Annotated in this window: 16 protein-coding genes; 6 read left to right on the forward strand and 10 right to left on the reverse strand. The window is 54.2% G+C overall.

Going from position 1 to position 23,474, the window contains the following annotated elements:
• Positions 1–144: 144 nt before the first annotated feature.
• From CWS43_RS19930 to bcsR, 5 genes are read right to left on the reverse strand one after another with little or no spacing between them, the layout of a single operon-like run.
• Positions 145–3,432, reverse strand: a complete 3,288-nt coding sequence (locus tag CWS43_RS19930; RefSeq protein WP_369825902.1) for a cellulose biosynthesis protein BcsC — start codon at positions 3,430–3,432, stop codon at positions 145–147.
• A 4-nt stretch (positions 3,433–3,436) separates the two neighbouring features.
• Positions 3,437–5,788 carry a cellulose biosynthesis cyclic di-GMP-binding regulatory protein BcsB gene (gene bcsB / locus CWS43_RS19935; protein WP_101078828.1) on the reverse strand — a complete coding sequence of 784 codons (2,352 nt, stop codon included), beginning with the start codon at positions 5,786–5,788 and terminating at the stop codon, positions 3,437–3,439.
• A complete protein-coding gene (gene bcsA, locus CWS43_RS19940) occupies positions 5,785–8,400 on the reverse strand; it encodes a UDP-forming cellulose synthase catalytic subunit (protein ID WP_101078829.1) in 2,616 nt (871 codons plus the stop codon). The genes bcsB and bcsA overlap by 4 nt, the downstream gene beginning before the upstream one ends.
• Positions 8,397–9,122 (reverse strand): cellulose biosynthesis protein BcsQ, encoded by a 726-nt coding sequence (gene bcsQ, locus CWS43_RS19945; protein ID WP_101078830.1) that lies wholly within the window; start codon positions 9,120–9,122, stop codon positions 8,397–8,399. Before bcsQ ends, bcsA begins: the two co-directional genes overlap by 4 nt.
• Position 9,123: 1 nt before the next feature.
• Complete coding sequence (bcsR, locus tag CWS43_RS19950; protein WP_101078831.1) at positions 9,124–9,324, reverse strand: cellulose biosynthesis protein BcsR; 201 nt, start codon at positions 9,322–9,324, stop codon at positions 9,124–9,126.
• A 204-nt stretch (positions 9,325–9,528) separates the two neighbouring features.
• Between bcsR and bcsE the strand changes: the two genes are divergently transcribed.
• The 3 genes from bcsE to bcsG are packed head-to-tail and all read left to right on the forward strand — an operon-like array spanning position 9,529 to position 13,009.
• Positions 9,529–11,127, forward strand: coding sequence for a cellulose biosynthesis protein BcsE (gene bcsE, locus CWS43_RS19955; RefSeq protein ID WP_101078832.1), 1,599 nt, complete (start codon positions 9,529–9,531; stop codon positions 11,125–11,127).
• A 5-nt stretch (positions 11,128–11,132) separates the two neighbouring features.
• Positions 11,133–11,366, forward strand: a complete 234-nt coding sequence (gene bcsF, locus CWS43_RS19960; protein ID WP_101078833.1) for a cellulose biosynthesis protein BcsF — start codon at positions 11,133–11,135, stop codon at positions 11,364–11,366.
• Positions 11,363–13,009 carry a cellulose biosynthesis protein BcsG gene (gene bcsG / locus CWS43_RS19965; protein ID WP_101078834.1) on the forward strand — a complete coding sequence of 549 codons (1,647 nt, stop codon included), beginning with the start codon at positions 11,363–11,365 and terminating at the stop codon, positions 13,007–13,009. Before bcsF ends, bcsG begins: the two co-directional genes overlap by 4 nt.
• A 689-nt stretch (positions 13,010–13,698) precedes the next feature.
• Here bcsG and CWS43_RS19975 read toward each other — a convergent pair.
• Positions 13,699–14,397: a FadR/GntR family transcriptional regulator gene (locus CWS43_RS19975; protein ID WP_101078836.1), complete on the reverse strand. Its 699-nt coding sequence runs from the start codon at positions 14,395–14,397 to the stop codon at positions 13,699–13,701.
• A 196-nt stretch (positions 14,398–14,593) separates the two neighbouring features.
• Between CWS43_RS19975 and uxuA the strand changes: the two genes are divergently transcribed.
• On the forward strand, positions 14,594–15,778 hold the full coding sequence (gene uxuA, locus CWS43_RS19980; protein WP_101078837.1) for a mannonate dehydratase: 1,185 nt from the start codon (positions 14,594–14,596) through the stop codon (positions 15,776–15,778).
• Positions 15,779–15,810: 32 nt separating this feature from the next.
• Positions 15,811–16,113 carry a hypothetical protein gene (locus tag CWS43_RS19985; RefSeq protein ID WP_101078838.1) on the forward strand — a complete coding sequence of 101 codons (303 nt, stop codon included), beginning with the start codon at positions 15,811–15,813 and terminating at the stop codon, positions 16,111–16,113.
• Positions 16,114–16,509: 396 nt separating this feature from the next.
• Here CWS43_RS19985 and araC read toward each other — a convergent pair whose 3' ends face one another.
• The 4 genes from araC to CWS43_RS20005 all read right to left on the reverse strand — a co-directional run bounded on the left by araC (position 16,510) and on the right by CWS43_RS20005 (position 21,343).
• Positions 16,510–17,445, reverse strand: a complete 936-nt coding sequence (araC, locus tag CWS43_RS19990) for an arabinose operon transcriptional regulator AraC (protein ID WP_101078839.1) — start codon at positions 17,443–17,445, stop codon at positions 16,510–16,512.
• A gap of 177 nt (positions 17,446–17,622) precedes the next feature.
• The gene (gene araH, locus CWS43_RS19995) at positions 17,623–18,627 is read right to left on the reverse strand and encodes an L-arabinose ABC transporter permease AraH (RefSeq protein WP_101078840.1); all 1,005 of its coding nucleotides are present in this window, start codon (positions 18,625–18,627) and stop codon (positions 17,623–17,625) included.
• An 18-nt stretch (positions 18,628–18,645) separates the two neighbouring features.
• A complete protein-coding gene (gene araG, locus CWS43_RS20000; protein ID WP_101078841.1) occupies positions 18,646–20,229 on the reverse strand; it encodes an L-arabinose ABC transporter ATP-binding protein AraG in 1,584 nt (527 codons plus the stop codon).
• Positions 20,230–20,356: 127 nt separating this feature from the next.
• Positions 20,357–21,343, reverse strand: a complete 987-nt coding sequence (locus tag CWS43_RS20005) for an arabinose ABC transporter substrate-binding protein (RefSeq protein WP_101078842.1) — start codon at positions 21,341–21,343, stop codon at positions 20,357–20,359.
• Positions 21,344–21,758: 415 nt separating this feature from the next.
• On the opposite strand from CWS43_RS20005, the gene CWS43_RS20010 reads away from it, so the two are divergent.
• Positions 21,759–23,438: a ribulokinase gene (locus CWS43_RS20010; protein ID WP_101078843.1), complete on the forward strand. Its 1,680-nt coding sequence runs from the start codon at positions 21,759–21,761 to the stop codon at positions 23,436–23,438.
• Positions 23,439–23,474: the final 36 nt, after the last annotated feature.

Genomic DNA, 23,474 nt, shown 5'->3' on the forward strand with positions numbered 1-23,474 from the left:
TGACCTCAGGCCGGTTTGGGCGGCAACCCAAGGTTTTGAACTTGACCTCAGGCCAGTTTGGGCGGCAACCCAAGGTTTTGAACTTGACCTAAGGCCAGCTTGGGTGGCAACCCAAAATCTTAGCGCCCAATGCCCGCTCCGGCATTACTTAAAGTCCGCGTACGGTACTAACGGTTGTGGCGGCATATCCAAATCCCCCTGCCATCCGCTCATGGAATATCGCGCGTACAGCAGAAAATGACTTGGTGTGTAATCTTTCGCCTGCTGAATATCGATCCCCCCGCCCACTGTCCAGTGGGAACTCACTCGCCGTTCAACCAGCGCCTGAAGCGTGTAACCGAACCCGGAACCGCTGCTGCCGGTTTCGATAGCGCCTTTATCCGGCAGAGAATCAGGAATGAGATTCTGGATCGGATAACGCTTTTCATCGCTGGTCGACGAGCGTGACCACGAAACAGAGCCGCCCAGTTGCCAGGACCAGTTTTCGGTACGCTGACGGTAATTCACCGGCACCGATAAAGAGAAATACTGCTGCGGACTGTAGTAACCGCCTTGCCCCAGCGTGTAGCCGCTGAGATCTTTCTGGTAATGCCACAGCATAGAGCTGAGGCCGACGGTCGCGCGGCGATTATCTTCGTTGATGACTTTGTAGTAATAACCTCCCATCAGACGTTCGCGGGTGTTGTCTTCGACGTTTTCACCCGTCAGCTGATGTGCGCTGACGTCTGCCCAGACGCCGTTTGCCAGCCCCTGATCGTAGCTCAGGCCCAGGCTGGCACCGGTTGCGCGAACGCCGCCCCAGGTGGTGCCGGTTCCCGGATCTTTTGCACCGGCAAAGGAAAGCAGTGAGCTTGAAACCGGACGGCGTGAAACGGTGGTCGTCCAGCCGATATCGCCCCAGTCTCCGCTGTAGGCCAGCCCGCCGACCCAGTCAACGACCGGGAAGCCCAGCGGCGTGGTGCCCAGATCCCCTTTCCATTTGTCGTTTTCCCAGCCCGCGCCCAGGCTGACGCCGTTGGCCGTCTGGCTGCGGTAACGCCGGCAATTCTGATCACTACAGGTCCCGAAACTGGCCTCGTAGTTGCCGTTTTGGTTGTCGAACGTTCCTGCGTCCATGCGCACCCAGTCGGCGCGCAGGAATCCGCGCCCCTGATAAACCGGCATATCGGCCTGGAACATGGTGGTGTTGGCGGTGAGATCGGATTTCCCCGGTGTCCCGCTGGAGGTCCAGGAATCGGTATCGACGGTGAAATTCACGTCCTGCTGGCGGTACAGGTCATGCGCGTCAGACCGGATACCACGTTTCAACCAGTCATCGCTGGCGTTGTTGCGGGTCAGGCGGGTGTAACTGTCATTGTCCTGCGGCACGCTGTCAGTTATCCCACTGGCAACCATCGCCTGTTCGTAATCCTGACGCGACAGATCAGGCTGGCCGAGTTGCTGCTCAACGTTGGCCGCATTGCGATAAATCAGCGCTTTATCCTGCCCGGCGGGTTGTATACGGGCCGCAGTTTTCAGCGGTTGTAACAGTGCGGCAGCGCGCGAGGTTTCGCCCACGTCAAGCCAGGCCATGGCGACACGCCGCTGCTGATTGAGGCTCATGCCTTTCAGATCGGCAGTTTGCAGCAGTTGTTTTGCCTGCGATTTGTTGCCCGCTGCTACTGCGGTATCAATATCGGTAAGCGTTTTATCGAGCTGAATGCGCTGCGCCATTTCACGCATGTTGTCGTTCCACTTCGCTTCCGGCAGCGTATGCAGATGGTCTAACGCCGCCTGATCACGATCAGAACCTGAAAGGTAAAGCGAATAGGCGTAAACCTGTTCCGGATCCGCCGGGCGTTTTGCCGCAAGGTGCGCAAAAGCGGTATCGGCCTGCGCAGGTTCTCCGGCTTCACGCAGGGCGTTGGCGTAGTGATAGGTGGTCCAGACATCGTCCGGATTCAGTTTCAGGGCTTCGCCATAACGGTTCGCGGCCTGATTCCACTGGCGGTTAGCAACATACTTTTCGGCCTGCGCAGTGACAATGTCACTTTGTAAACCACGTTGTTTATCCGCCAGCTTGGCCTGTGACGCTGCCGGTAAAGAATTAAGGTAATCGAGCGCTTTTTGTGATGACTGCCGCTGGTAAATATTCACCAGCCCGCGCTGGGCGCTGCTGTTATCGCGTTCCAGGCGCAGCGCATGCAAATAAGCCTGCTCCGCCTGCGGGTCATTTTTGCGAGCAACCGCCACGTCGCCAATACCGATCAGCGCCCACGGGTCGCGTGAGTCGATACGCTGCGCCTGTTTGTACGCGGCTTCGGCCTGATCAAGCTGTCCGGATTTCAGCGCTTTATCACCCTGATCTATTTTCAGCCAGTAACTGTTGGTCTGGATCAGGCTGGTCCATTTACCTGAGTTATAACCATCAGTTTCTGCGGCTTTAGCACGTTCGAACAGGTTCAGCGCCTGCTGACGGTTACCGGCACGGGAATATGCCAGCCCCATCGCACCCAGCACTTCGGCATCATTCGGTTTAGCCTGCAACGCCTGTTTAAGCGGTGCGATTGCGCCCGTTGAGCCGCCCTTGCTGACCTGTGCCAGCCCGCGAACGCGAGCCTGATAGTGGGGATCGGCCAGCAACGCCTGCTGACGCTGAAGTTCCTGTTGCGCCGCAATCACCTGCGGGCCGGTATCAAAGGCCGCGATAAACTGTTGCAACGCGACAACGCTGCCATTGCCCACCGGCTGGTCTTTGATTTTTGCCAGCCATAAATCTGCGGCGGGCGAGCGCCCTTCGTTGGTGGTGGCAATCTGTTTCACCAGCCCGACGGCTTTGGCATTATCACCTTCATCAAACGCCATCTGCGCCAGTTGCAAGCGCAACTGCACATCGCCCGGATACTGATTATTCAGTGCCTGTAACTGCGCCTGCGCACGGGCCTTTTGCCCCGGGAGGCGGGCGATTAATTGCCAGTATTCTACCGCCAGATCTAAGGTTGGCGGCTGACCTGCGAAAAGCTGGTCATATTGCGCTTTGGCTTCATCCAGGCGCCCTGCCGTCGCCAGCAAACGCGTCTGCTGAAGTTTTTGCTGCATCTCCGGCGAGGCGATTTTCAGGCTGAGCTGCGCCTGACGGTATTCGTCAGAATCAGGGGCGATCTGTTTAATTTTTTCCAACTGCTGCTGAGCCGTCGCCTGATCGCCCTCACGTAATAAAAGCCGCAGGCGGGCGGACAGGACCTCAGGATTTCGCGGGTCCATCAGTTCCAGGCGAAACAGAGACTGACGCACCAGATCATCCTGGTGGCTGGCCTCCCCGATGCGCACCTGTTCCAGCAACCATTGTTCCGGAGAGACAACGGGGGCCGAAAGCGCAGGTGCTGCCAGCAACGCCAGCCCCAGGGTCAGGGCCAGCGGATTGAAGATAAACGGTATCCGGCGAACGTTCACAAGCTTATTCCTGGTCATCATCAGACAGACGACGACGCGCCAGAGAGCGCAGGCCGGTCCACAGCAGGATGGCAGCCAGAATCACCACAATCACCGCCATCAGCGCCAGCAATGCAGGATGGTTTGCCAGCGCATTCCAGACACGCTCCCACCAAGGCAGATGACCGACATAATAGGTATCGCCGACCTTCAGGCTTTCCACGCCGGAATCGCGCACCACCGTCACCGAACCAAAGACCTGCGCCCGCTGTTTGGTGTCTTGCATCGACGTATTGAGCATTTCAAAGCCTTTTTGCCCGTTCGCCATCAGTGCCACAACGCTGCGCTGGTCATAATAAGGCGACTGCAAGCCGACAATGGCCGCAATCGGCCCCTGCGCGTTGATTTGCGCGCTGGCATCCACGCGCGCATCACTGGCCGGTGCCGTGTTATCCGGTAAGGCGGTCTGGCGGATCGGTGTATTCACCGCATCGCGCGCCGCATCAAGCAGCAGATTAGCCTTTTTATCATCGCGCATGGTGTCGTCACGCATGCCAGCAGGCAGGTTACCGATAACCAGTAAATCGGCATCGGTGGCCTTGGCTTTCGCGGTATCCTCCGTCAGGCTGACGCCGAGGGACGGATAGCCCGTCAGTGCGCCGATATTGCCCATCGCATCAAGCAACGTGGTCAGCTGGACTGGCTGAGGTTGTGGCTGAACCAGCAGCAGCGTTTGTGACAAATCGGCCATACGGCTGAACGGGAAACCGGCATTAGCAAATGCACGCAGATCCGGCATCGCCATAAAGTGACGGTAACCGGAGAAATCGATGGTAGAACTGTCATCAATCACGACGTGGTTTGGCACGGTGGTGTAAGTTTCGCAACGTCCTTCGGTCCCGCTTGCCAGCAGCGAGGTGTAGTCAAAATCAAAGCGCATCTGGTTTACCGCACCGAGTTTCAGCGCCGGAATATTCAGATCTTTGCTGCCATCGAGCAGCCCCTGTAACAGGGACAAATGCAGGAGCTGTGAATCTTCGTCATGACCGGTTTTCAGCGTCAAATCCTGCACAAACTGGTTATTCAGGCTGATGCTCAGGCGGGAGGTGTTTTTCAGCTGCGGCGAGGTGTAGCGATATTTCAGACGCATATCGATACCGGTACTGTTAATCAGGAACAGATCCGGCGGCAGGTTGATGTTCACAGTGATCGGGTTAGGCTGAATGCCGTCGGACTGCAACTGTTCAGCGTATTGTTTAAGCTCGCCGAAGTTCATCGGGCGGTCAGTACGCACCCAGTTTGGTGCGTCATAAGGCTGACGTGGCTGGATCTGGTCAACTTTATCCACACCGACAGTTTCACCACGGAACAGAATATTACCTTGCGCGATCCCTTTCACCGCGGTCAGCAGGTCGTTGTCATCACGCCCCAAAATCAGCAGCATTTTGACGTAAGGATTATCCGCGCGGCTGATCATCTGTACGACCGGCCCTTTCACCGGCGGCATGTCTTTCAGGAAATCGGGGCGTTTATCGTTGGTGGCAAACACCACCGCGTGGCTGTCCGGAAGCTGGTTATACAGCGTCGGGAATGCCTGCCCGCGCCACTGTGCTTTGGTCCCAAACCATGAAGCCAGAATAGCGGCGGCCTGCTGCTGGCTGGCATCAGGTGACGCCGCGAAGACCATTGGCAGGTTCAGCGGGCGGCTGTCGCGGGCATCAAAGAACGGCACCGGGAAATGCGCCAGATCATTACTCAGCGGCAGTTTCTGGTATTGCAGGCTGAGCGAACTGCCTTTGCCGATCTCCAGCCACAGCGTGGTGTTGGCCGGATTTTCACAGACGTTCTGGTAATGACCGATAAATTCCAGGCGAATACGGTTGAAGTCGGTGATGTAGCGTGGATCGATGACCATCTGTAAGTGATTTTTCTTACCGAGCTGGTCTTTGTCTATCACTTCAACGCCCATCAGCTGGTCATTGAGATACACCTTAAGATGTGATTGCACCGGAATTAATGATGGCGACGGTGTGAACTCCAGGTTCAGGGTCGCCTGCGTGACCACTTCATCGCTGCGCACACCAAATTCGATTTGCCCGTTAGGCTGAATACCGCGCAAGGTGATCGCGCCCGGCGTAGGCGCGACATCAGCAAACGGCAGCGTCACGTTACGTACCGGCGCACCCGGAATAATCATCGGATTTACCGCCGGGGCAACCATTGGCAAAGTCACCTGAGGCGCAGGCATTGTGCCATTTTGGGGAACCACCGCCGCAGCGCCGGCGGAAGCCTGTTCGCTGAAAGCCGGCGCGGCTGAACCCAAAGCCAGTGTCATCAATGCAGATGACATCAAAGTGGTTAAAGGAAGTCTTTTCATTGTTTTGTCATCATCAGGTTGGATTCATCAGGCTGAACGGACAGCGGTGGATTACGCGGTGCAAAAGACAGCAGCCAGCAACCAAAAGTTTGTGTTCTGGAGGTCAGCGGGCGATATCGCTGCGGAGCAATGTCCAGCATCCGCAAATAACCACGGATACCCAGCCCCAGCACTTCCCGCAGGCTTTCCATCGGTTTGTCTTCAGGGAAACTGTCTTCGCGCAATACCCAGCTATCAGCACGGGCAAAGGTACATTGAATGAAATCGATGTGTTGCTGCGTGGTTAATGGCAGCAGCTGCATGCCGATGCTTTTGCCAAAGACACGGCTGATCTGCATCGGGAAAGTATATTCCTGCTGACCACGGTGCAGCAGCAAGGTGACGTTGTCACCCGCCTGGAACTGGCCGGCGCTCTCTGTTTCCAGCCCTACGCCGTTGTCCGAATAATCCTGTACCGTACAAACATACATGTGGCCATCAGGCTTTAATAAAGAAGCAGGCATTCTGGCTTCAACACGATGAGCCTGCCGCACCTGTTTGGATTCAAACGCCACGGCGATCGCCCCGCCCAAAATGATCATGTTGTAAATCACCCACGCCATGCTCACCAGCACCGTCAAAATTTCATCTGTACGACCGTACATCACGCGGTAAATCCCAAAGAACAGGCCTGCCAGATTAAGCAACATCAGAATCTGATAAGGACGGCTGATTTTCCAGTCAACGTAAGCGTGCTTATTTAGTCCCCCTTTCGCCGTGACGTTAAATGTCCCGGCGTGTGGATTAAACAAAGCCACCGTGGTTGGCCTCGCGATATACCACGCCAGCACAGTTTCGTAGATTTCATTCCAGAATGAATGGCGGTATTTCCCCTGCACCCGCGAGTTAGTCAGGCTGGCGTGGATCATATGCGGCAGGACATACAGCGCGATCGCCAGCGCCGGGGCGTAAATGACGTACGCGTGCAGCAGCAAAAACGCCAAAGGTGCGGTCAGGAAGATCAGCCGCGGAATACCGGCCAGAAAGTGCATCATGGCATTGGCATAGCACAGGCGCTGCGCCAGTTTCAGCCCTTTGCCAAACAGCGGGTTATCAAGGCGGAAAATCTGCACCATCCCGCGCGCCCAGCGAATACGCTGGCTGACGTGTGCTGACAGGCTTTCTGTCGCCAGCCCGGCGGCCTGCGGAATGCGGATATACGCCGAGCTGTAGCCGTGGCGGTGCATCCTCAGCGAAGTGTGGGCATCTTCTGTTACGGTCTCAACGGCAATACCACCGATTTCATCGAGCACATCACGGCGTAACACCGCGCATGAACCACAGAAGAAACTGGCATCCCACAGATCGTTGCCGTCCTGCACCAGGCCATAAAACAACTCACCTTCGTTTGGCGTACGGCGCATGCGGCCCAAATTTCGCTCAAACGGATCGGGTGAGAAAAAGTGGTGCGGCGTTTGCAACATGCTGAGTTTTTTGTCTTTAAAGAACCAGCCGACGGTCAGTTGCAGGAAAGAACGGGTCGGCACATGGTCGCAGTCAAAAATCGCCACCAGGTCACTTTTCGCCTGCTTCAATGCATTATTGATATTGCCCGCTTTGGCATGTTCATGCGTTTTGCGCGCAATATATTTGATGCCAATTTTGTGTGCAAAATCGGCAAATTCCTGGCGATTGCCATCATCAAGCAGATAAATGGTGAGTTTCTCACGCGGCCAGTCGAGCCCCAGTGCCGCATAGAGCGTCGGTTTGACCACGCTGAGATCTTCATTATAAGTCGGGATCATCAGGTCAACCGTCGGCCAGGTGGAGACATCCGCAGGCATCGGCACCGGTTTGCGGTTGAGTGGCCAGATGGTCTGGATATAGCCGAGAACCAGAACGGTCCATGAATAAGTTTCCGCCCCCAGCAGCAATAAACCGCAAATCAGGCTTAACGGATCTTCCCAGTTCAGCGTCGAGGTATAACGCCACCACAGGTAGCGACAGGAGATGGTCAGCGACAAGACGATCATCATCAGCGCGGGGAAGCGCCCCGGAATGCGGCGGATAATCATCGCGATGCTCCATAAAAGCACCACGAAAACAAACTGAGCGATATAACCAAATGGTTGTGAAATACAGAACATCGCCAGCGTGATAGCAACCAGCCCCGCCAGCAGCATCAGTACACGTTTGCCCATACGGTTCATCTTGCCCAGACGCCGTGTAACACGCCCTTCAAGCGGGCTTTGCGTCACCTGTTTAGGCAATGACTCCAGCCAGCGGTTCGCTTTTTCCCGCCATTGTTGCGGCCAGCGCGAATAGACAACGCGTTCACGCCCGCCACCGGCAGGTATAATGATCAACAGCCACAGGCTCTGGACAATATAACGCAGCGGATCCGCCAGGCGCGGGCGCGATGGCGACAATTGCGGATACCAGCGCGTACGCTGTGCATTCACCCTGCGCCACGCCGGTGATTCAAACTTCAGGAGCAGCCAGCAGGCAGCCACGCAGAAGAGCATGACTCCTGAGGCCGGGCGGGAGGCATGGCTGGCACGGTAATGCCGGTAGCGGTGCTGTAATTCAGCAACTACCGGTGGCACCAGAAACAAATTCAGCAGGCGATTCATTTTATCTGACTCCGCACATCTTTCGGATGGCGTAAGTTCAGCAGGAACCAGTTAGCCAGTGTATTCATTTCCCGGCTGATTTTACTGTTGCCCTTCCATTCTCCGACAGGTTGTTTTGCCGCCAGAGATTCCGCCATCGCTTCATCACGGTGTAAAATTACGGGTATCAGGGCTGGCAAGGTTTCTTGCCATAACAGCAGAATATCCTGTTGCAACTGGCTGGAAGGGACAAACTGATTAAGCAGATAACGCCCGTTAGCGGGCAATATGTGCTGATGCAGACGGATATGTGATTGGGTATCAGCATGTACAAGCACCAGGGTGCTGTCAGCAATGGCCTGTGCAGGCCCGGGATCGGCAGCCGGGGAGTCGATCAGGATCCAATCATAAACGCCCGTGTTTTTGATCTGCTCAATGGCCTTTCCCCAGTCAAACTTCGCAAAGTTGCCGCTTTCAGGGGATGAATAACCGTAAGGCAAAAAATCGAGATGGGAATGGTAGCGCATGGCGGATTGTTGCCAGTGCTCACCTGCACTGTGCGCATAATGCCAGCCGCGGGCCTGTGCGAAGGGCATGCCGAAATGCAAACGCAACAAATTTTCCGGTGAGAAGTCGATCACCAGAACCTTTTCATTAAGTTGCGCGAGCCCCCACGCCAGTGCGGCCGTCACGGACGTCGTCCCCGTGCCGCCACGAAAACCCTGTAATGCGATGACAGCCATCTTATTTTTTCTCCGCGCCGTGTTTATCGTATTGCGCCAGCTCTGCCAGTAAAGGCCAGCGGGACATTAGTTGCGGAATTTTTTCTTTACGGGCTATATCTACGTAATTTAATTCAGACAAAGAAAAAAGGTGACTCAGCGCAAAGAAATCGTCATCAGTTGTTGGCTCGGATTCTTCTGAGTCTACAATATTGGCTCCCACCGTTACCCCTCCCTGCTTCAATCAAAATGCTGATACCACAACACGGCAAAATTGCCTGAATTTGCTTAGGTATTTTCGTATCAAACATTATTGTGAAGAATTATGATTATTTAATGTAGCAATGATAGAATTTATTATACTCACATTTATCAGTGTGTCCCAAGCAGACTTTTAATCAAAAACGAAGACAAGCAGATTAACTATATGGCACTTTCCTTTTCATTGGGCATGAAACAATTCTGGGATGGATTAGCACAGATGCAGGCTCAGGGGCTTTACTGGGTCAACGCGGATAGCCAGGATGCGGCGTATCGTCTTTGCGGGCAGGCGCTTGAAGCTCAGCAAGGTGAGGTTCCTGTCAGTGTATTTTTTCCACAGCACAATTTAGTTTGCACTGATGAAGAAAATAGACTAGCCGCTGACGATATTCTTCTCACGCATTTGAAGTTACATCAGAAAAAAACGTTTTATTACCAACTTGCCAAAGGAAAGAAAGCGTTACTTGCATTAGCCGCTGATATTAATCGATTGCCTAATCACGCAGCGTCATTAATGATTTTATTACTTCCGGCCAGTTCATGGCAGGAAGTAAATGATAAACATTTCGCACGCTGGCTGAGTGAAATGCGAACCAGCGTGAATAACAAGGGGGCTACACTCCTTATTATCTGCTACGGTGCGGGTATTAATTCGGTTAAAACTCAGCTGCATTTATACCATCGCAATATATACGGCGTTGCAGATTTAAAAACGGACGTGGAGCCTAACCAGTGGGGTATTTCCTGGTGGCACGACAATTTAGGCGTGGAAGCCAATACACTTTACCCGCTGACCGCACGGCAGATTGGGTGGGAAATTCAAAAAAATGCCCCCTCTTCGCTTTCTGAACAAACCGGCGATGACCAGTGGATGCTGCTGGCACAGCGTTCTGTTCTGGAAGGCGCACCTGCACTTTCAGAACGCTGGTTCCTGTTTGATGATAACCAGGCGCTGGCAGAAAGAGCCGCGCATGCACGCTCAGCGACGGTGATTTTTGCGCTCAGCGGCAGTGACGAGGTTGACGTTCTCGCCCGTCAGATCCACCGCTTACGTATTCAGCGTGGTAACGGTTTGAAAATCGTTGTTCGGGAAATGCATTCTTCGCTGCGCTATGTTGACCAGCGTCTGTTGCAGGCCTGCGGCGGTAATCTGGTTGTTCCGCAGGCCGCGCGACTTTCTAACTTTCTGACTCTGCTGGATGATCTGCAAAATCTCAGTTTTACCCGCCATGTCCCGGAAGATATCGAGCTGCTGCTCGACAGCCGGTTACCCACCCATCATAAAGGCTACCTGCCGCTGCCGGTGTTCTGCGAAGTCATGCGTGATATCTGGAATCACGCCGCGCTCGCGACCGAATCCCGTGGGATATTAATTTCCCTGCGCCCGGCCACCGGGATCAGCCCGCAACAGGCGATGTCTCTTTGCTCACTGCGTCGTGACGGCGATATCCTGACCGTTACTGAACGCCATCTGTATCTGTTCCTGTCCAACTGTCAGGTCAGCGATGTTGAGAATGTGCTGGCATTTCTGTTTACCCTGCCGGTTAAGGAGGTCTTTACCAGCCAGACATTCTGGAGTCAGGAGCTGGATATCCAGACTGAAGTGCGCCGTCTGGCCTCCAAACCGCCAATGGCAAAACCGGTGCTAGCCGCCGAGGCTTTTGTGCAGCAAAAAAACGAGCCGTTAAAACGTGCGCTGGTTCATCAGCCTGTCCCCATCACGCTCGCCGTGAGTGATTCGCCTGTCGTTCAGGCACCGGAGTAACAGAAATGGACATTCAGGATATTTTCGAAATTTTCGTTGTTGCTGCAATCCTTTTTATCCCGCTGGGATACGCCCTGCGCAGCCGCCTGCCGCGCTGGAAAAATCGTTTTGCAACACGTTTTCTTTCGCCACGTTATTTAACCCCGATGACTGCCAGCATGATTAATAAGAACCGAAAACGTTCCGAAACACTGACAGACGCTTCTCCGGTAACAGGGAAATCCAAGACTTCACTATGAATGAATCGCACTCTTCTTCGCCGCGTTTGCGGGTCTGGCAATCCTGGCGCGGCCTTGGCGCCTGGAACTACTATTTTTTACTTAAATTTGTCCTGCTGACACAGGGTTATCTGAACTTTGATGCGCTGAGCAACCTGGTGTTTGCTGCTGTGCTGCTGTTCCCTCTGCGTTCATTGCGGCTACACCGCTGGCGTCAGTGGATAGCCCTGCCGTTTGGCCTGGCGCTGTTGTACCACGACACCTGGCTGCCGGGCTGGCGCTCGATTGTGAATCAGGGCGCGGACGTTGCCGGTTTCAGTGTCAGCTATTTGCTTGAACTGGCCGATCGTTTTATCAACTGGCAGTGGATAGCCGTCGGTTTCGCGTTGCTGGTCGGCTACCTGTTTATCTCGCAGTGGATCCGTCTGACGACGTTTACCGTTTTGGCACTGCTGTGGGTCAACCTGAGCGGCGTGATTACCCCGATTTTTGCACATTCGCCCGCCGCTGCCGTCGCGCAAAACACCACGGCAGCGCCCGCAACGGTGCAACCGGCAGCCGCGGACAACACCGTTAGCGGCCCGCCGACCAACGCCAATCTGAGCGCTTATTTAGAAAAGTTCTATCAGAACGAAAGCCGTAAGGTCACTAAATTCCCGGATGCCCTGCCAGCCGATGCGCAGCCATTCGATTTGCTGGTCATCAACATTTGCTCACTGGCCTGGTCAGATCTTGATGCGGTGAATCTTTCCAGTTCACCGTTATGGTCGCGCTTCGATTTCGTATTCAGCAATTTCAATTCGGCAACTGCCTATAGCGGCCCGGCGTCAATTCGTCTGCTACGTGCAAGCTGTGGCCAGACGTCGCACCATGATTTGTACCAGCCTGCTGGACAGCAATGTTATCTGTTTGACGATCTGGCGCGTCTGGGCTTCACCAGCCAGCTGGCGATGGACCACACGGGCGAGTTCGGTAATTACATCAATAACCTGCGCGACGACGCGGACATGAAAGCCCCGCTGATGTCACAGGCCGGTCTGGGTTATGAACTGACCTCCTTCGACGGTTCACCGATTTTCAACGACGGGCAATTGTTCACCCGCTGGCTGGAAAACCAGGAAAAAGCCGGGACTGCGCGTACCGCGACCTTCTTCAACCTGATTGCGCTGCACGACGGCAACCGTTATGTGGGCAGTAACAAAGGTGCGGACTATCATAACCGGGCGCAAACGCTGCTTAATCAGCTCAATACCTTTATGGATCAGCTGGATAAATCTGGCCGTAAAGTGATGCTGGTCGTCGTGCCGGAACACGGTGCGGCGCTGGTGGGCGATAAAATGCAGATTTCCGGCCTGCGTGATATCCCAAGCCCCGGTATTACACACATTCCTGTTGGCGTGAAATTCTTCGGTATGCAGGCACCCCACGCCCCGACGCCGATGAAAATCGACGCCCCGAGCAGTTATATCGCGATTTCCGAAATGGTTTCCCGCGCGGTAGATGGCAAAGTCTTCACCAGCCCGACCATGGACTGGAAAACCTTCGCCTCAAACCTGCCGCAGACTCCGCTGGTTTCAGAGAATGAAAACTCGGTAGTGATGGAGTATCAGGGGAAAATTTACATCCGGTTAAATGGAGGGGGCTGGGTGCCGTACCCGAGCTGAGGGGGGCACTTGCAGTGATGGCCAGGGCTTGACAGGGAATATTTCGGTTTTTCACTTGCAGTGAAGCGCCGGAAGCGGATCGTGAATATTTCGGTTTTTCAATTGCAGTGATCGCTCAGCGGCTCGCGCCGAAACCGACCAGAGAGGGCCAGGACGGCCCCTCTCTGGACTCTCCACGTCTTTTTACTGCGCGCTATCGCTGGGCCGATGGACCTGTTCTGTCATTCCAGCGTGTGGCGCAAATCCAGGCACTTCGTGCTTCCTTCACTCGGTCTTCGAGCCACTGGTCTCGAAGCCGCTCCGTTCAGCTGGATTTTGAGCGCGCCATCTCACCATAAAAAATACCGAGTGTTTCTTTGGTTTTTGAAAAATAAATGCCAGGGCAAGGTTGAGAACTATGAGCCTCTGGCCGCTTTCAAAACGACGTTGAGCGAGCGGTGAGAAACGGCGAGAGTCTGTTTTCGAGCTGGTTCAAACCCGAAGCGAAAGTACCGCGCAGCGGCGGCGTTTGCGGCACTAGCCGGAGATGCTGGAACATAGCCAGCCAGCGGCAGCGCGCAGTTAAAGAGCCCGGGATTCTCAAGGGGCGCGGCGACAGGCGCTCCTTGAGGCCAGTTTGGGTGGCAACCCAAGGTTTTGACGTTGAATTTGGAACTAAAAAGCGCCCCCGATGCCCGCTCAGGCATCATTTACTCCGCAAATAACTGATCGTACACATGTTGCAAATGCCTGCTCATTCGCGCTTTCGCTCCGGCGCCATCCCGGGCCAGAATGGCGTCCAAAATTCCCTGGTGGTCGGCGTTCATTTCACGGGCGAAATCGACTTCGGTGTAATGGCTTTCAAGCCGCATAAACCGGCGGGAACGGCGTTTATCCCACAGGTATCCCATCATGTCGTGCAGGACTTCGTTGCCGGTCATTTCACTGATCATCAGATGGAAACGACGGTCTGCCTCCAGAAACGCGTCGTTGTTAGCATTCAGCTCATTGAGCTCACTGGCAATTTCTTTCAGCTTTGCACGCTGATCGTCCGTCCCGTTTAAAGCCGCCTGTTCGGCCGTCATTGATTCATAAATCTGCCGCGCCTTGACCAGCGATTGCAGGCTGAACTCTTCTTCTGATGCAGGGATCAGTGTCACCGGTGCAGCCTGCGGAAGCGGGTCGTTGACGTAAACGCCGGTGCCTGTGCGGATTTCCACCCAGCCGGTGATCTCCAGCGCAATCAGCGCCTCACGGATTGATGAGCGGCTGACGCCCAGCTGTTTAGCCAGATCACGCTCAGAAGGGATCATCGCCCCCGGCGCAAACTGACCGGTATTAATGCAATTAATCAATACATTAGAAATCTGGCGATAGAGCCTTTCGACTTTCAGGGTGGGTAAATCCATTATTTTCTCCATGCAGGTGCGGGATCCCAAATCTGTTATCCCGATCACATTAATGATCGGTTCGATGCTGAATCATATGTCGGTCTGATGGCCTGACCAGCAGACCACCTGACCAGACCGCGCATTAAGATTGAACTTATCACCGGCCATGCGTCAACTACATTCAGATGTCAGATAACAATTTTAAGGAAAACACATGGAACAGACTTGGCGTTGGTACGGCCCGAATGACCCGGTTTCACTGGATGATGTACGTCAGGCCGGCGCGACCGGCGTGGTGACCGCCCTGCACCATATTCCGAACGGTGAAGTCTGGCCTGTAGATGAAATCAAAAAACGTCAGGCGCAGCTGGAAGCTAAAGGTCTGGTGTGGTCTGTGGTGGAAAGTATTCCGGTGCATGAGGAAATCAAAACCCGCAGCGGAAACGTCGATCAGCACATCGCCAATTATCAGCAATCTATCCGTAACCTGGCGGAATGTGGCATCGACACTGTCTGCTACAACTTCATGCCAGTTCTGGACTGGACGCGTACGGATCTGGGCTATTTATTGCCGGACGGTTCCCGTGCCCTGCGTTTTGACCATATCGCGTTCGCCGCTTTCGAATTGCATCTTCTGAAACGTGAAGGCGCGAAATCCGATTACAGCGCGGAAGAACAAAAACAGGCTGCTGATTATTTTGCTGCGATGACGCAGGCAGAGAAAGACCAGCTGGTTTCCAACATTATTGCCGGTTTACCGGGCGCGGAAGAAGGCTATACGCTGGATCAGTTCCGTGCGCGTCTGGCGACTTACGACGGTATCGATAAAGCCAAACTGCGTGAAAACATGGCGCACTTCCTGCGCAGCATCGTGCCTGTAGCAGAACAGTGCGGGATCAGTCTGGCGGTTCACCCGGATGATCCTCCGCGCCCTATTCTCGGCCTGCCGCGCATTATCTCCACCATTGAAGATATGCAATGGCTGAAAGAAGCGGTCGACAGCATCCACAACGGTTTCTGTTTCTGCACCGGTTCTTACGGCGTTCGCGAAGACAATGATTTAGTGAAGATGATGACAACCTACGCCGACCGCGTTCACTTTATCCATCTGCGTGCCACCCAGCGTGAAGAGATCCCGGGCAGCTTCCACGAAGCCGATCATTTAGACGGCGATGTGGATATGGTCGCAGTCATCAAGGCGATCCTGGCCGAAGAACAAACCCGCCGGAAAGCCGGTAATCTGCGCGCAATCCCGATGCGTCCTGATCACGGCCATCAGATGCTCGATGACCTGCATAAGAAGACGAATCCTGGGTACTCGGCGATTGGCCGCTTACGCGGGCTCGCGGAGCTGCGGGGAGTTGAGCGGGCATTGAAGCAAAGTTTTTTTAGCGAGTGAATTTGCCATTCAGGCTAACAACAGAATTGTGATTGCTCACTGCTGACCGGGAATATTTCGGTTTTTCACTTGCAGTGAAGGTGCTCATAGCGGATCGAGGAAATTTCGGTTTTTCAATTGCGGTGATCACTCAGCGGCTGGTGCCGAAACCGAGCAAGGGAGGAAAGTGCTTTTCCTCCCTTGCATCCCTCCTCGCTTTTTTCAACACGCGCTACCGCTGGCTGGCTAAGTTTCAGCAGCCACAGCTATTGCCGCGAAAACTTGCCGCTGCGCGGTTCCTTCATTTCGGTCTTCGAGCCCACGGTCCCGAAACACTCACTCAGCAAGCTTTCTGAAAGCGGCCGGAGGCTTTCTAAATTCAAAATCAAAAATACCCTACATCATTCTTCCGAATGACATAGCCATTGGCCGCTTTCAAAAATCGCGCCGTATGGAGAGGTGGAAAACCGCGAATCTTTTCGCGCGGTTTGTAGCCCGACGGGAGGGAACCGCGCAGCGGCGGGATTTTGCGGCAATAGCCGGAGCTGCTGAAACATAGCCAGCCAGCGATAGCGCGCAGTAAAAAAGACGTGGAGATTCAAAAGAGGGGCCGTCTTGCCCCTCTTTTGTCGGTTTAGGAACAGCGTGTTAAGCGATCACCGCAATTGAGAAACCGAAACTTTCTCGGTCATTAGCGAGTAGTCAGCCCTCACTGCAAGCGAAAAGCCGCCAGTTGCAGCGGCCTCTGCAAATCAGAAATGATATGAAACCTGATTCTCCTGCTCCGGCCACGGGTGTGACTTGTAGGGTTTAGCCGGATAATTAATCTCTACGCTGCGACGGCGGAAATCACTCGGGCTCACCCCTACCCGCTTGCGGAAAACACGCGAGAAATACAACTGATCGTCATAACCCACCACGCGGCCGATGGTTGCAATCGATTCCTGGGTGGTTTGTAACAACAGTTTGGCGCGGATCACGCGCTGATCTTCACGCCAGCGCAGGATGTTGATCCCGACCTGTTCGCGGAATAAATGCGCCAGACGCGATGGCGACAGGCAAACGTGACGCGCAACTTCATCGATACGCAGTTCGCCAGCCAGGTTGCCGGTAATAAACTGACAGGCTTCGATGACGCGCGGATCCATAATTTTTTGCGGGCTCTGCGGATCTTCTTCCATCGCGCGCAGCAAAAGGCGCTCCAGCAGATTCATCCCTAATTCTTCACAGAAACGACGCCCCGATTTTTGGGTTTGTTCGATATTGGCAAACAGCCGGTCAAATTCCAGCAACAAGGTATTATTCGGCAGGGAAAGACGCCCGACGTCACGCGTTTTCGTGTGCCATTCCAGCCAGTCAGCCCAGTATGCGCGCGGACGGAAATACACCCAGCGGTGATACCAGGAATCGGCGTTGGCAGAACGGCTGTAGAGGTGGCGGGCCTTTGGCGGGAAAAGCAGCAGATCGCCGGGGTTACAGTAGAAGGTATCTTCGCCATCAAAGACTTTTCCCTGGCCCTTCACCGTCAGATTGAGAATGTAGCCCTTCATGCCGCCAGGACGGTCAATCGCGAAATCCAGCGGCCCGTCAGCAAGGATCGGTGTCATACCGGCGACCAGATAGGCATTGAAACTGTAACCCGGTAACAGCGGATTTTGCTGCTGATCCTGAATCATACGGTGATACATCGAACCTCCCGAAACTTCACGTGGTTATGGACTTTTCATCTATTCTAATCGGCGGTGAAAACGCTGCCAGTAAACGTTACTAATTTGTGAACGAACACGCGTTTTTACGGCATTTAACCCTCACTGGCGTTAAATGCCGTCGGGATTACTGCATGAAAGCGTTATCACAAAACGGGATTAAACCGTCTTTTTCGCTTTCTGTTTGTAACGGTCAAAAATCACCGCCGCCAGCAGGATCAAGCCACGTACGACGTATTGCGAGAACGGCGAAATGTTCAGCAAGTTCATGGCGTTTTCCACTGTGCCGAGGATCAGGATCCCTGATACCACGTAGGAAATTTTGCCGATACCGCCTTTCAGGGACACGCCGCCCAGCACACAGGCGGAGATAACGATCAGCTCAAAACCCAGAGAGGTCATTGGCTGGCCGCTGGTCATACGTGACGCCAGGATGATCCCCGCTGCCGCCGATACCAGCCCGGATAAAACAAAGATGATGATTTTCGTGCGAACCACCGGAACACCCGCCAGCCGCGCCGCATCTTCATTACCGCCAATCGCCAGCGTGTTACGCCCGAAGGTGGTTTTGTTCAGCAGCAGGCCGAAGATAATCAGGCAGCCGACGGTCAGCCAGATCGGCGCAGGCAGACCGAACCAGTTGGCATAACCGAGCGCGAAGAAGCGTTCATCTTCGATACCAACGGCTTTACCGTCAGAAATAATGTACGCCAGACCGCGCACAATCTGCATGGTCGCGAGAGTGGTGATCAGCGCATTAATTTTCAGGCGGGCGATAACAAAACCGTTCAATAAACCGGTCAGCATCCCAAGTAACAGACCGGCGGCAACGCCAATCCACAGGCTTTCGGTCATGTTGATCACCACCGCCGTGGTAACACCGGCGCAGGCAATCACCGAGGCGACGGACAGGTCGAAGTCACCGGACGCCAGACAGAACAGCATCCCGCAGGCCACCATGCCCGACATTGAAATCGCCAGCCCCAGGCCTTTCATATTGATGAAAGAGCTGAAATTTGGCACAAAAACAGAACAGGCGATAAACAGCACGGCGAACACCACCAGCATGCCGTAACTGTCCCAGATACGCATCAGCCCTTGCCCGCTGCGTGACGCAGCAGAAGGTTGATCCGGTTTGGCTGAATTGGTTGTCATACTCGACATAATATTTTTGCTCCTCAGTCAGGCAGCGTCAGGGGCAGTGGCGAGATCTGGCGTTCGCAACATCGCGAGCCCCAGCGCTTTTTCTTCGGTAGCGTCGTCATGCAACAGTTCGCCGGAGATGGCGCCTTCGCGCATCACTACAATCCTGTCGGCCAGACCCAGCACTTCCGGTAAATCACTGGAGGCAAAGAGCACCGCAATACCCTGTTTCGCCAGTGAATAAATCACGTTGTAGATTTCATGCTTAGCGCCGACGTCAATGCCGCGCGTCGGTTCGTCGAGCAAAATGACCTTCATGTCTTCCGACAGCCAGCGACCAAGAATGGCCTTTTGCTGATTGCCGCCGGAGAGATTCATGATCAGCTGCTGGTCGCTCGGCGTTTTGATGTTCAGCGCGTCAATATGTTTGCGCGCATTTCTAGCTTCCCAGGCGTTGTTAATCAGGCACCCCACTTTCACGGTTTTACGGCGGGCACTGATGTTGATGTTGTCGCGCACAGAGTGGACAGGAATAATGCCATCGGCTTTACGATCCTCCGGGCACAACATAATGCCCTGGCGAATGGCATCTGCCGGTTTGCGGATATTCATCGCTTTACCGTCCAGCCTGACGGTTCCGCCGGTAATGCGCGTGCCGCCAAATAATCCTTTCATCAGCTCGCTGCGCCCGGCACCGACCAGCCCGAACAGGCCGACAATTTCCCCCTGACGTACCGTCAGGCTGACCGGTGTTCTCACACCCGGCGCTTTGACTTCATCCAGCGCCAGCCGGATTTCGCCATGCGGACGCGGCGCGTAACCATAGATATCATCGAGATTACGGCCCACCATGGCCTGCACCAGTTTGCTGTTATCCACCTGCGACATGTCATCGAAGGTGCGTACGTAACGGCCATCTTTGAAAACGGTGACAGCGTCACTTAATGCGAAGATTTCTTCCATGCGATGCGACACATACAAAATCACGCGCCCTTCGGCACGTAACTCGCGGATAACGCGGAACAATTGTTCAATTTCACGGGCAGACAGCGAGCTGGTCGGTTCGTCAAACGCAATGATTTTGGCGTTACGTGCCAGCGCTTTGGCGATTTCCACCATCTGCCACTGGCCGATGGAGAGATATTTCAGCGGCGTATCGGGGTCGATATCCAGCCCGAGGTGCTCAAGCTGAATTTTGGTTTCGTAGCGCAGCAGCTTACGGTTTACAAAACCATGTTTGCTGGGTAACTGCCCGAGATAAATGTTTTCTGCCACCGTCATTTCCGGCACCAGATGCAATTCCTGATAGATAATGGCCACCCCTGCATCAAGCGCATCGGTGGTGTTATTAAAGGCAACCTGCTGGCCTTTAATATGAATACTGCCTTGTGAGGGCTGATAATTGCCGCTGAGGATCTTTAACAGCGTGGATTTACCCGCGCCATTTTCGCCCATCAGCGCATGAATTTGCCCGGCATAACAATTGAATGAAATTCCGTCCAGCGCTTTCACACCCGGAAAAGTTTTGCCAATGTCATGGAATTCCAGATACGGCCTGGCCGCATCAAACTCCGTCAGTGACGGTGTCAGCAAAGGCGTCTTATTTGAAGATTGCTGAGTCATAGTGGCTACCTGGAAGTTAATTGAAGTTAAATGCACGCCACTGCACAGCAGAAAACAGTTCCAACAACTTCCTGTCGTCCGTTGTGCAGCAGCGTTATCTAATGCTCGTTTCAAATGATTCCGGAGATCACATTAATCCTTTCTTTTTTAACTCTTCTTTGAAGTTGTCGCGGGTAATTAATACAACATCCGTAACTTCAGTGAATTTCGGTGGTTCAACGCCTTTGGTCACCCATTCGTTCAGCATCTGGATACTTTTATAACCGTGGATATCCGGGCTCGGTAACAGGGAACCGTAGAAGCCGGTCTGTGCGCTTTTTGACAGCTCATTCACCGCGTCCACACCGTTGATGCCGATACCGATGACGTTCGCCGCTTTAAAGCCCTGACCTTCTGTTGCACGCACGCCACCCAGAACGGTGTTGTCGTTCATGCCGATGATCAGCCAGTTTTTGACTTCAGGATGCTGCACCAGCAGGGAGTTACCGGCATCCAGCGCACCCGGGATGTCGTTAGATTTAGTCGGGACTTTATAGATTTTTTTTTCCGGGAATCCGGCGGCTTTCAGCGCGTCCATTGAGCCGGAAGTACGGCGGCGTGCGGTGTCCAGCTCATCAGCCGTGATAGCCATGACACCGGTATCAGCAGCTTTCCAGCCGCGTTTTTGCATTTCTTTATACAGTTCCTGTCCCTGACGTTCGCCGATTTTGGTCGCGGCCATCATCACCAATGGCACTTCTTCCATCGGTTTGCCTTTGGCATTCACAAACTGGTCATCGACCTGGATCACTTTCATGTCATAGCTACGGGCTTTGGCCATGATGGCCGGGCCAAGACGCGGGTCTGGTGTACAGATAACAAAGCCTTTCGCGCCGTTTGCCGCGAGGCTGTCAATTGCATTCAGCGTTTTTTCGCCATCAGGCACGGCAATTTTAATGACCTCAAAGTTCAGGTCTTTACCGGCTTTATCAGCGAACCGCCATTCAGTCTGGAACCACGGCTCTTCCGGCTGCTTAACCAGAAAACCCAGCTTCGGATTTTCGGCTGCCATAGCTGAATGTGACATAACGGCAGCTAAACCAACCGCCGCTAATGCCTTAGTGAATTTATGCATGATGTTCTCCGACTTTTATTGTTGTTTTTCGCGATTCAGGTCAGAAACCGGGGGGTCTGCCGTCGTCGTGAAAACGTTATCAGTAGCGTAAGGAAACAAAGTGAAACTGCGGCGAAGTCCGGTATAAGCGGATTTACGTCACACTCTCTTGTAAGACGGGTTAAGTTTTAGCGGTAATTTTGCAGAGGAATGTAGAGCGCTATCACACGGCGGGAAAACAGCAGATTCGTACATAGATATAGCGATTTTAGCCAAATGCTAACATTTGACCAACCTCACAGAAACATCATTCGGAGCAGGTTTGTGCATACTTCCAGCTAACGCCTCCTCACTCACTTTTTGCCATCCTCCTACTGTTAGAGCAATTCGATTCGCCGCCGTAATGACTACGGCAAACCTGAAGGAGTAAGAAAGAATGACGCAAGGTGCGATTGCTCTTGGTCTTGATTTTGGCAGCGATTCCGTCCGTGCACTGGCCGTTGATTGTCAGACCGGTGCAGAGATGGAAACCGACGTGGTTTACTACCCGCGCTGGAATGAGGGCCGCTACTGTGACGCGGCAAAAAATCAGTTCCGCCACCATCCGCTCGACTATATAGAGGCGATGGAGCAGGCGATTAAAAACGTGGTACAACGTCTGGGACACGAACGCGCTGCACGCGTGGTCGGTATCGGCGTTGATTCCACCGGCTCAACCCCCGCACCGGTGGATAAAGACGGCAACATCCTGGCACTGAACCCGGAGTTTGCCGAAAACCCGAACGCCATGTTCGTGTTATGGAAAGACCACACGGCAATAGAAGAAGCCGAAGAAATTAACCGTCTGTGCCGCAGCGGCGATTTCCCTGACTATTCCCGCTATATCGGCGGCGTTTACTCCTCCGAATGGTTCTGGGCCAAAATTCTCCATGTCTCCCGCGCCGACAGCGCCGTCACTAAAGCTGCCGCCTCCTGGGTGGAATTATGCGACTGGGTTCCCGCCCTGCTTTCCGGCACCACCGCGCCGGACAAAGTCGTACGTGGCCGTTGCAGCGCCGGGCACAAAATGCTCTGGCATCCGTCGTGGGGTGGTCTGCCGCCGAAAGATTTCTTCGCCGCGCTCGACCCGTTATTAGTGGAAAACCTGCCGTATCCGCTGTTTACCGAAACCGTCACCGCCGAACAGGCCGTGGGCACACTCACCCCGGAATGGGCGCAGCGCCTGGGCTTACCGGCAAGCGTTGTGCTTTCCGGTGGTGCGTTTGACTGCCACATGGGCGCGGTCGGTGCCGGTGCGCAGCCTTACACGCTGGTCAAAGTGATCGGCACCTCCACCTGCGACATCCTGATTGCCGATAAAGAACGCGTTAACGACCGCGCAATAGCCGGGATTTGTGGTCAGGTTGAAGGCAGCGTTGTGCCGGAAATGATCGGAATGGAAGCCGGACAATCCGCGTTTGGTGATATGTACGCGTGGTTCAGCCGCCTGCTGAGCTGGCCGCTGATTCAGGCCGCCAAAGCGCACCCTGAACTCAAAACTCAGTTAACCAGCCTGCAAAAAAACCTGCTGCCGGATCTGACGGCCGCCTGGGCCGCCAATCCAAAACTGGATCACCTGCCGCTGGTGCTCGACTGGTTTAACGGTCGTCGCACACCATTTGCCAATCAGCGTCTGAAAGGCGTCATTACTGACATCAATCTGGGCACCGAAGCTCCGGAGCTGTTCGGCGGCTTCATTGCGGCCACCGCCTTTGGTGCGCGCGCCATTATGGAGTGCTTCGAACAGCAGGATATTCCGGTGGAAAACGTCCTGACGCTTGGTGGCATTGCCCGTAAATCGCCGGTCATCATGCAGGTCTGTGCCGACGCGATGAATCGTCCGTTGCAGATTGTCGCCTCCGATCAATGCTGCGCGCTGGGTGCAGCCATCTTTGCCGCCGTCGCGGCCGGAGAATTTAAAGACGTCCCTGCCGCGCAGGAAAAAATGGCCTGCAGCATCGAACGCACATTGCTGCCGGACCCGCAGCGGGTCGAACAATATCAGCGCCTGTACGAACGCTATCAGCAATGGTGTGCCACCACTGAACCGCTGTTTGCAGCGAAGACAGCACACTAAATACTTATTCGAAAACGGCTTTTTCAAACATCTGAA

Source organism: Rahnella sp. AA (genome assembly GCF_002834385.1).
GTDB lineage: Bacteria > Pseudomonadota > Gammaproteobacteria > Enterobacterales > Enterobacteriaceae > Rahnella.

Excerpts from the sequence above, each read along its gene's own strand:
- bcsB (WP_101078828.1), bottom strand. The coding sequence starts at position 5,788 with ATGAAAAGACTTCCTTTAACCACTTTGATGTCATCTGCATTGATGACA.
- bcsA (WP_101078829.1), bottom strand. The coding sequence starts at position 8,400 with ATGAATCGCCTGCTGAATTTGTTTCTGGTGCCACCGGTAGTTGCTGAA.
- bcsQ (WP_101078830.1), bottom strand. The coding sequence starts at position 9,122 with ATGGCTGTCATCGCATTACAGGGTTTTCGTGGCGGCACGGGGACGACG.
- bcsE (WP_101078832.1), top strand. The coding sequence starts at position 9,529 with ATGGCACTTTCCTTTTCATTGGGCATGAAACAATTCTGGGATGGATTA.
- bcsF (WP_101078833.1), top strand. The coding sequence starts at position 11,133 with ATGGACATTCAGGATATTTTCGAAATTTTCGTTGTTGCTGCAATCCTT.
- bcsG (WP_101078834.1), top strand. The coding sequence starts at position 11,363 with ATGAATGAATCGCACTCTTCTTCGCCGCGTTTGCGGGTCTGGCAATCC.
- CWS43_RS19975 (WP_101078836.1), bottom strand. The coding sequence starts at position 14,397 with ATGGATTTACCCACCCTGAAAGTCGAAAGGCTCTATCGCCAGATTTCT.
- uxuA (WP_101078837.1), top strand. The coding sequence starts at position 14,594 with ATGGAACAGACTTGGCGTTGGTACGGCCCGAATGACCCGGTTTCACTG.
- araC (WP_101078839.1), bottom strand. The coding sequence starts at position 17,445 with ATGTATCACCGTATGATTCAGGATCAGCAGCAAAATCCGCTGTTACCG.
- araH (WP_101078840.1), bottom strand. The coding sequence starts at position 18,627 with ATGTCGAGTATGACAACCAATTCAGCCAAACCGGATCAACCTTCTGCT.
- araG (WP_101078841.1), bottom strand. The coding sequence starts at position 20,229 with ATGACTCAGCAATCTTCAAATAAGACGCCTTTGCTGACACCGTCACTG.
- CWS43_RS20005 (WP_101078842.1), bottom strand. The coding sequence starts at position 21,343 with ATGCATAAATTCACTAAGGCATTAGCGGCGGTTGGTTTAGCTGCCGTT.
- CWS43_RS20010 (WP_101078843.1), top strand. The coding sequence starts at position 21,759 with ATGACGCAAGGTGCGATTGCTCTTGGTCTTGATTTTGGCAGCGATTCC.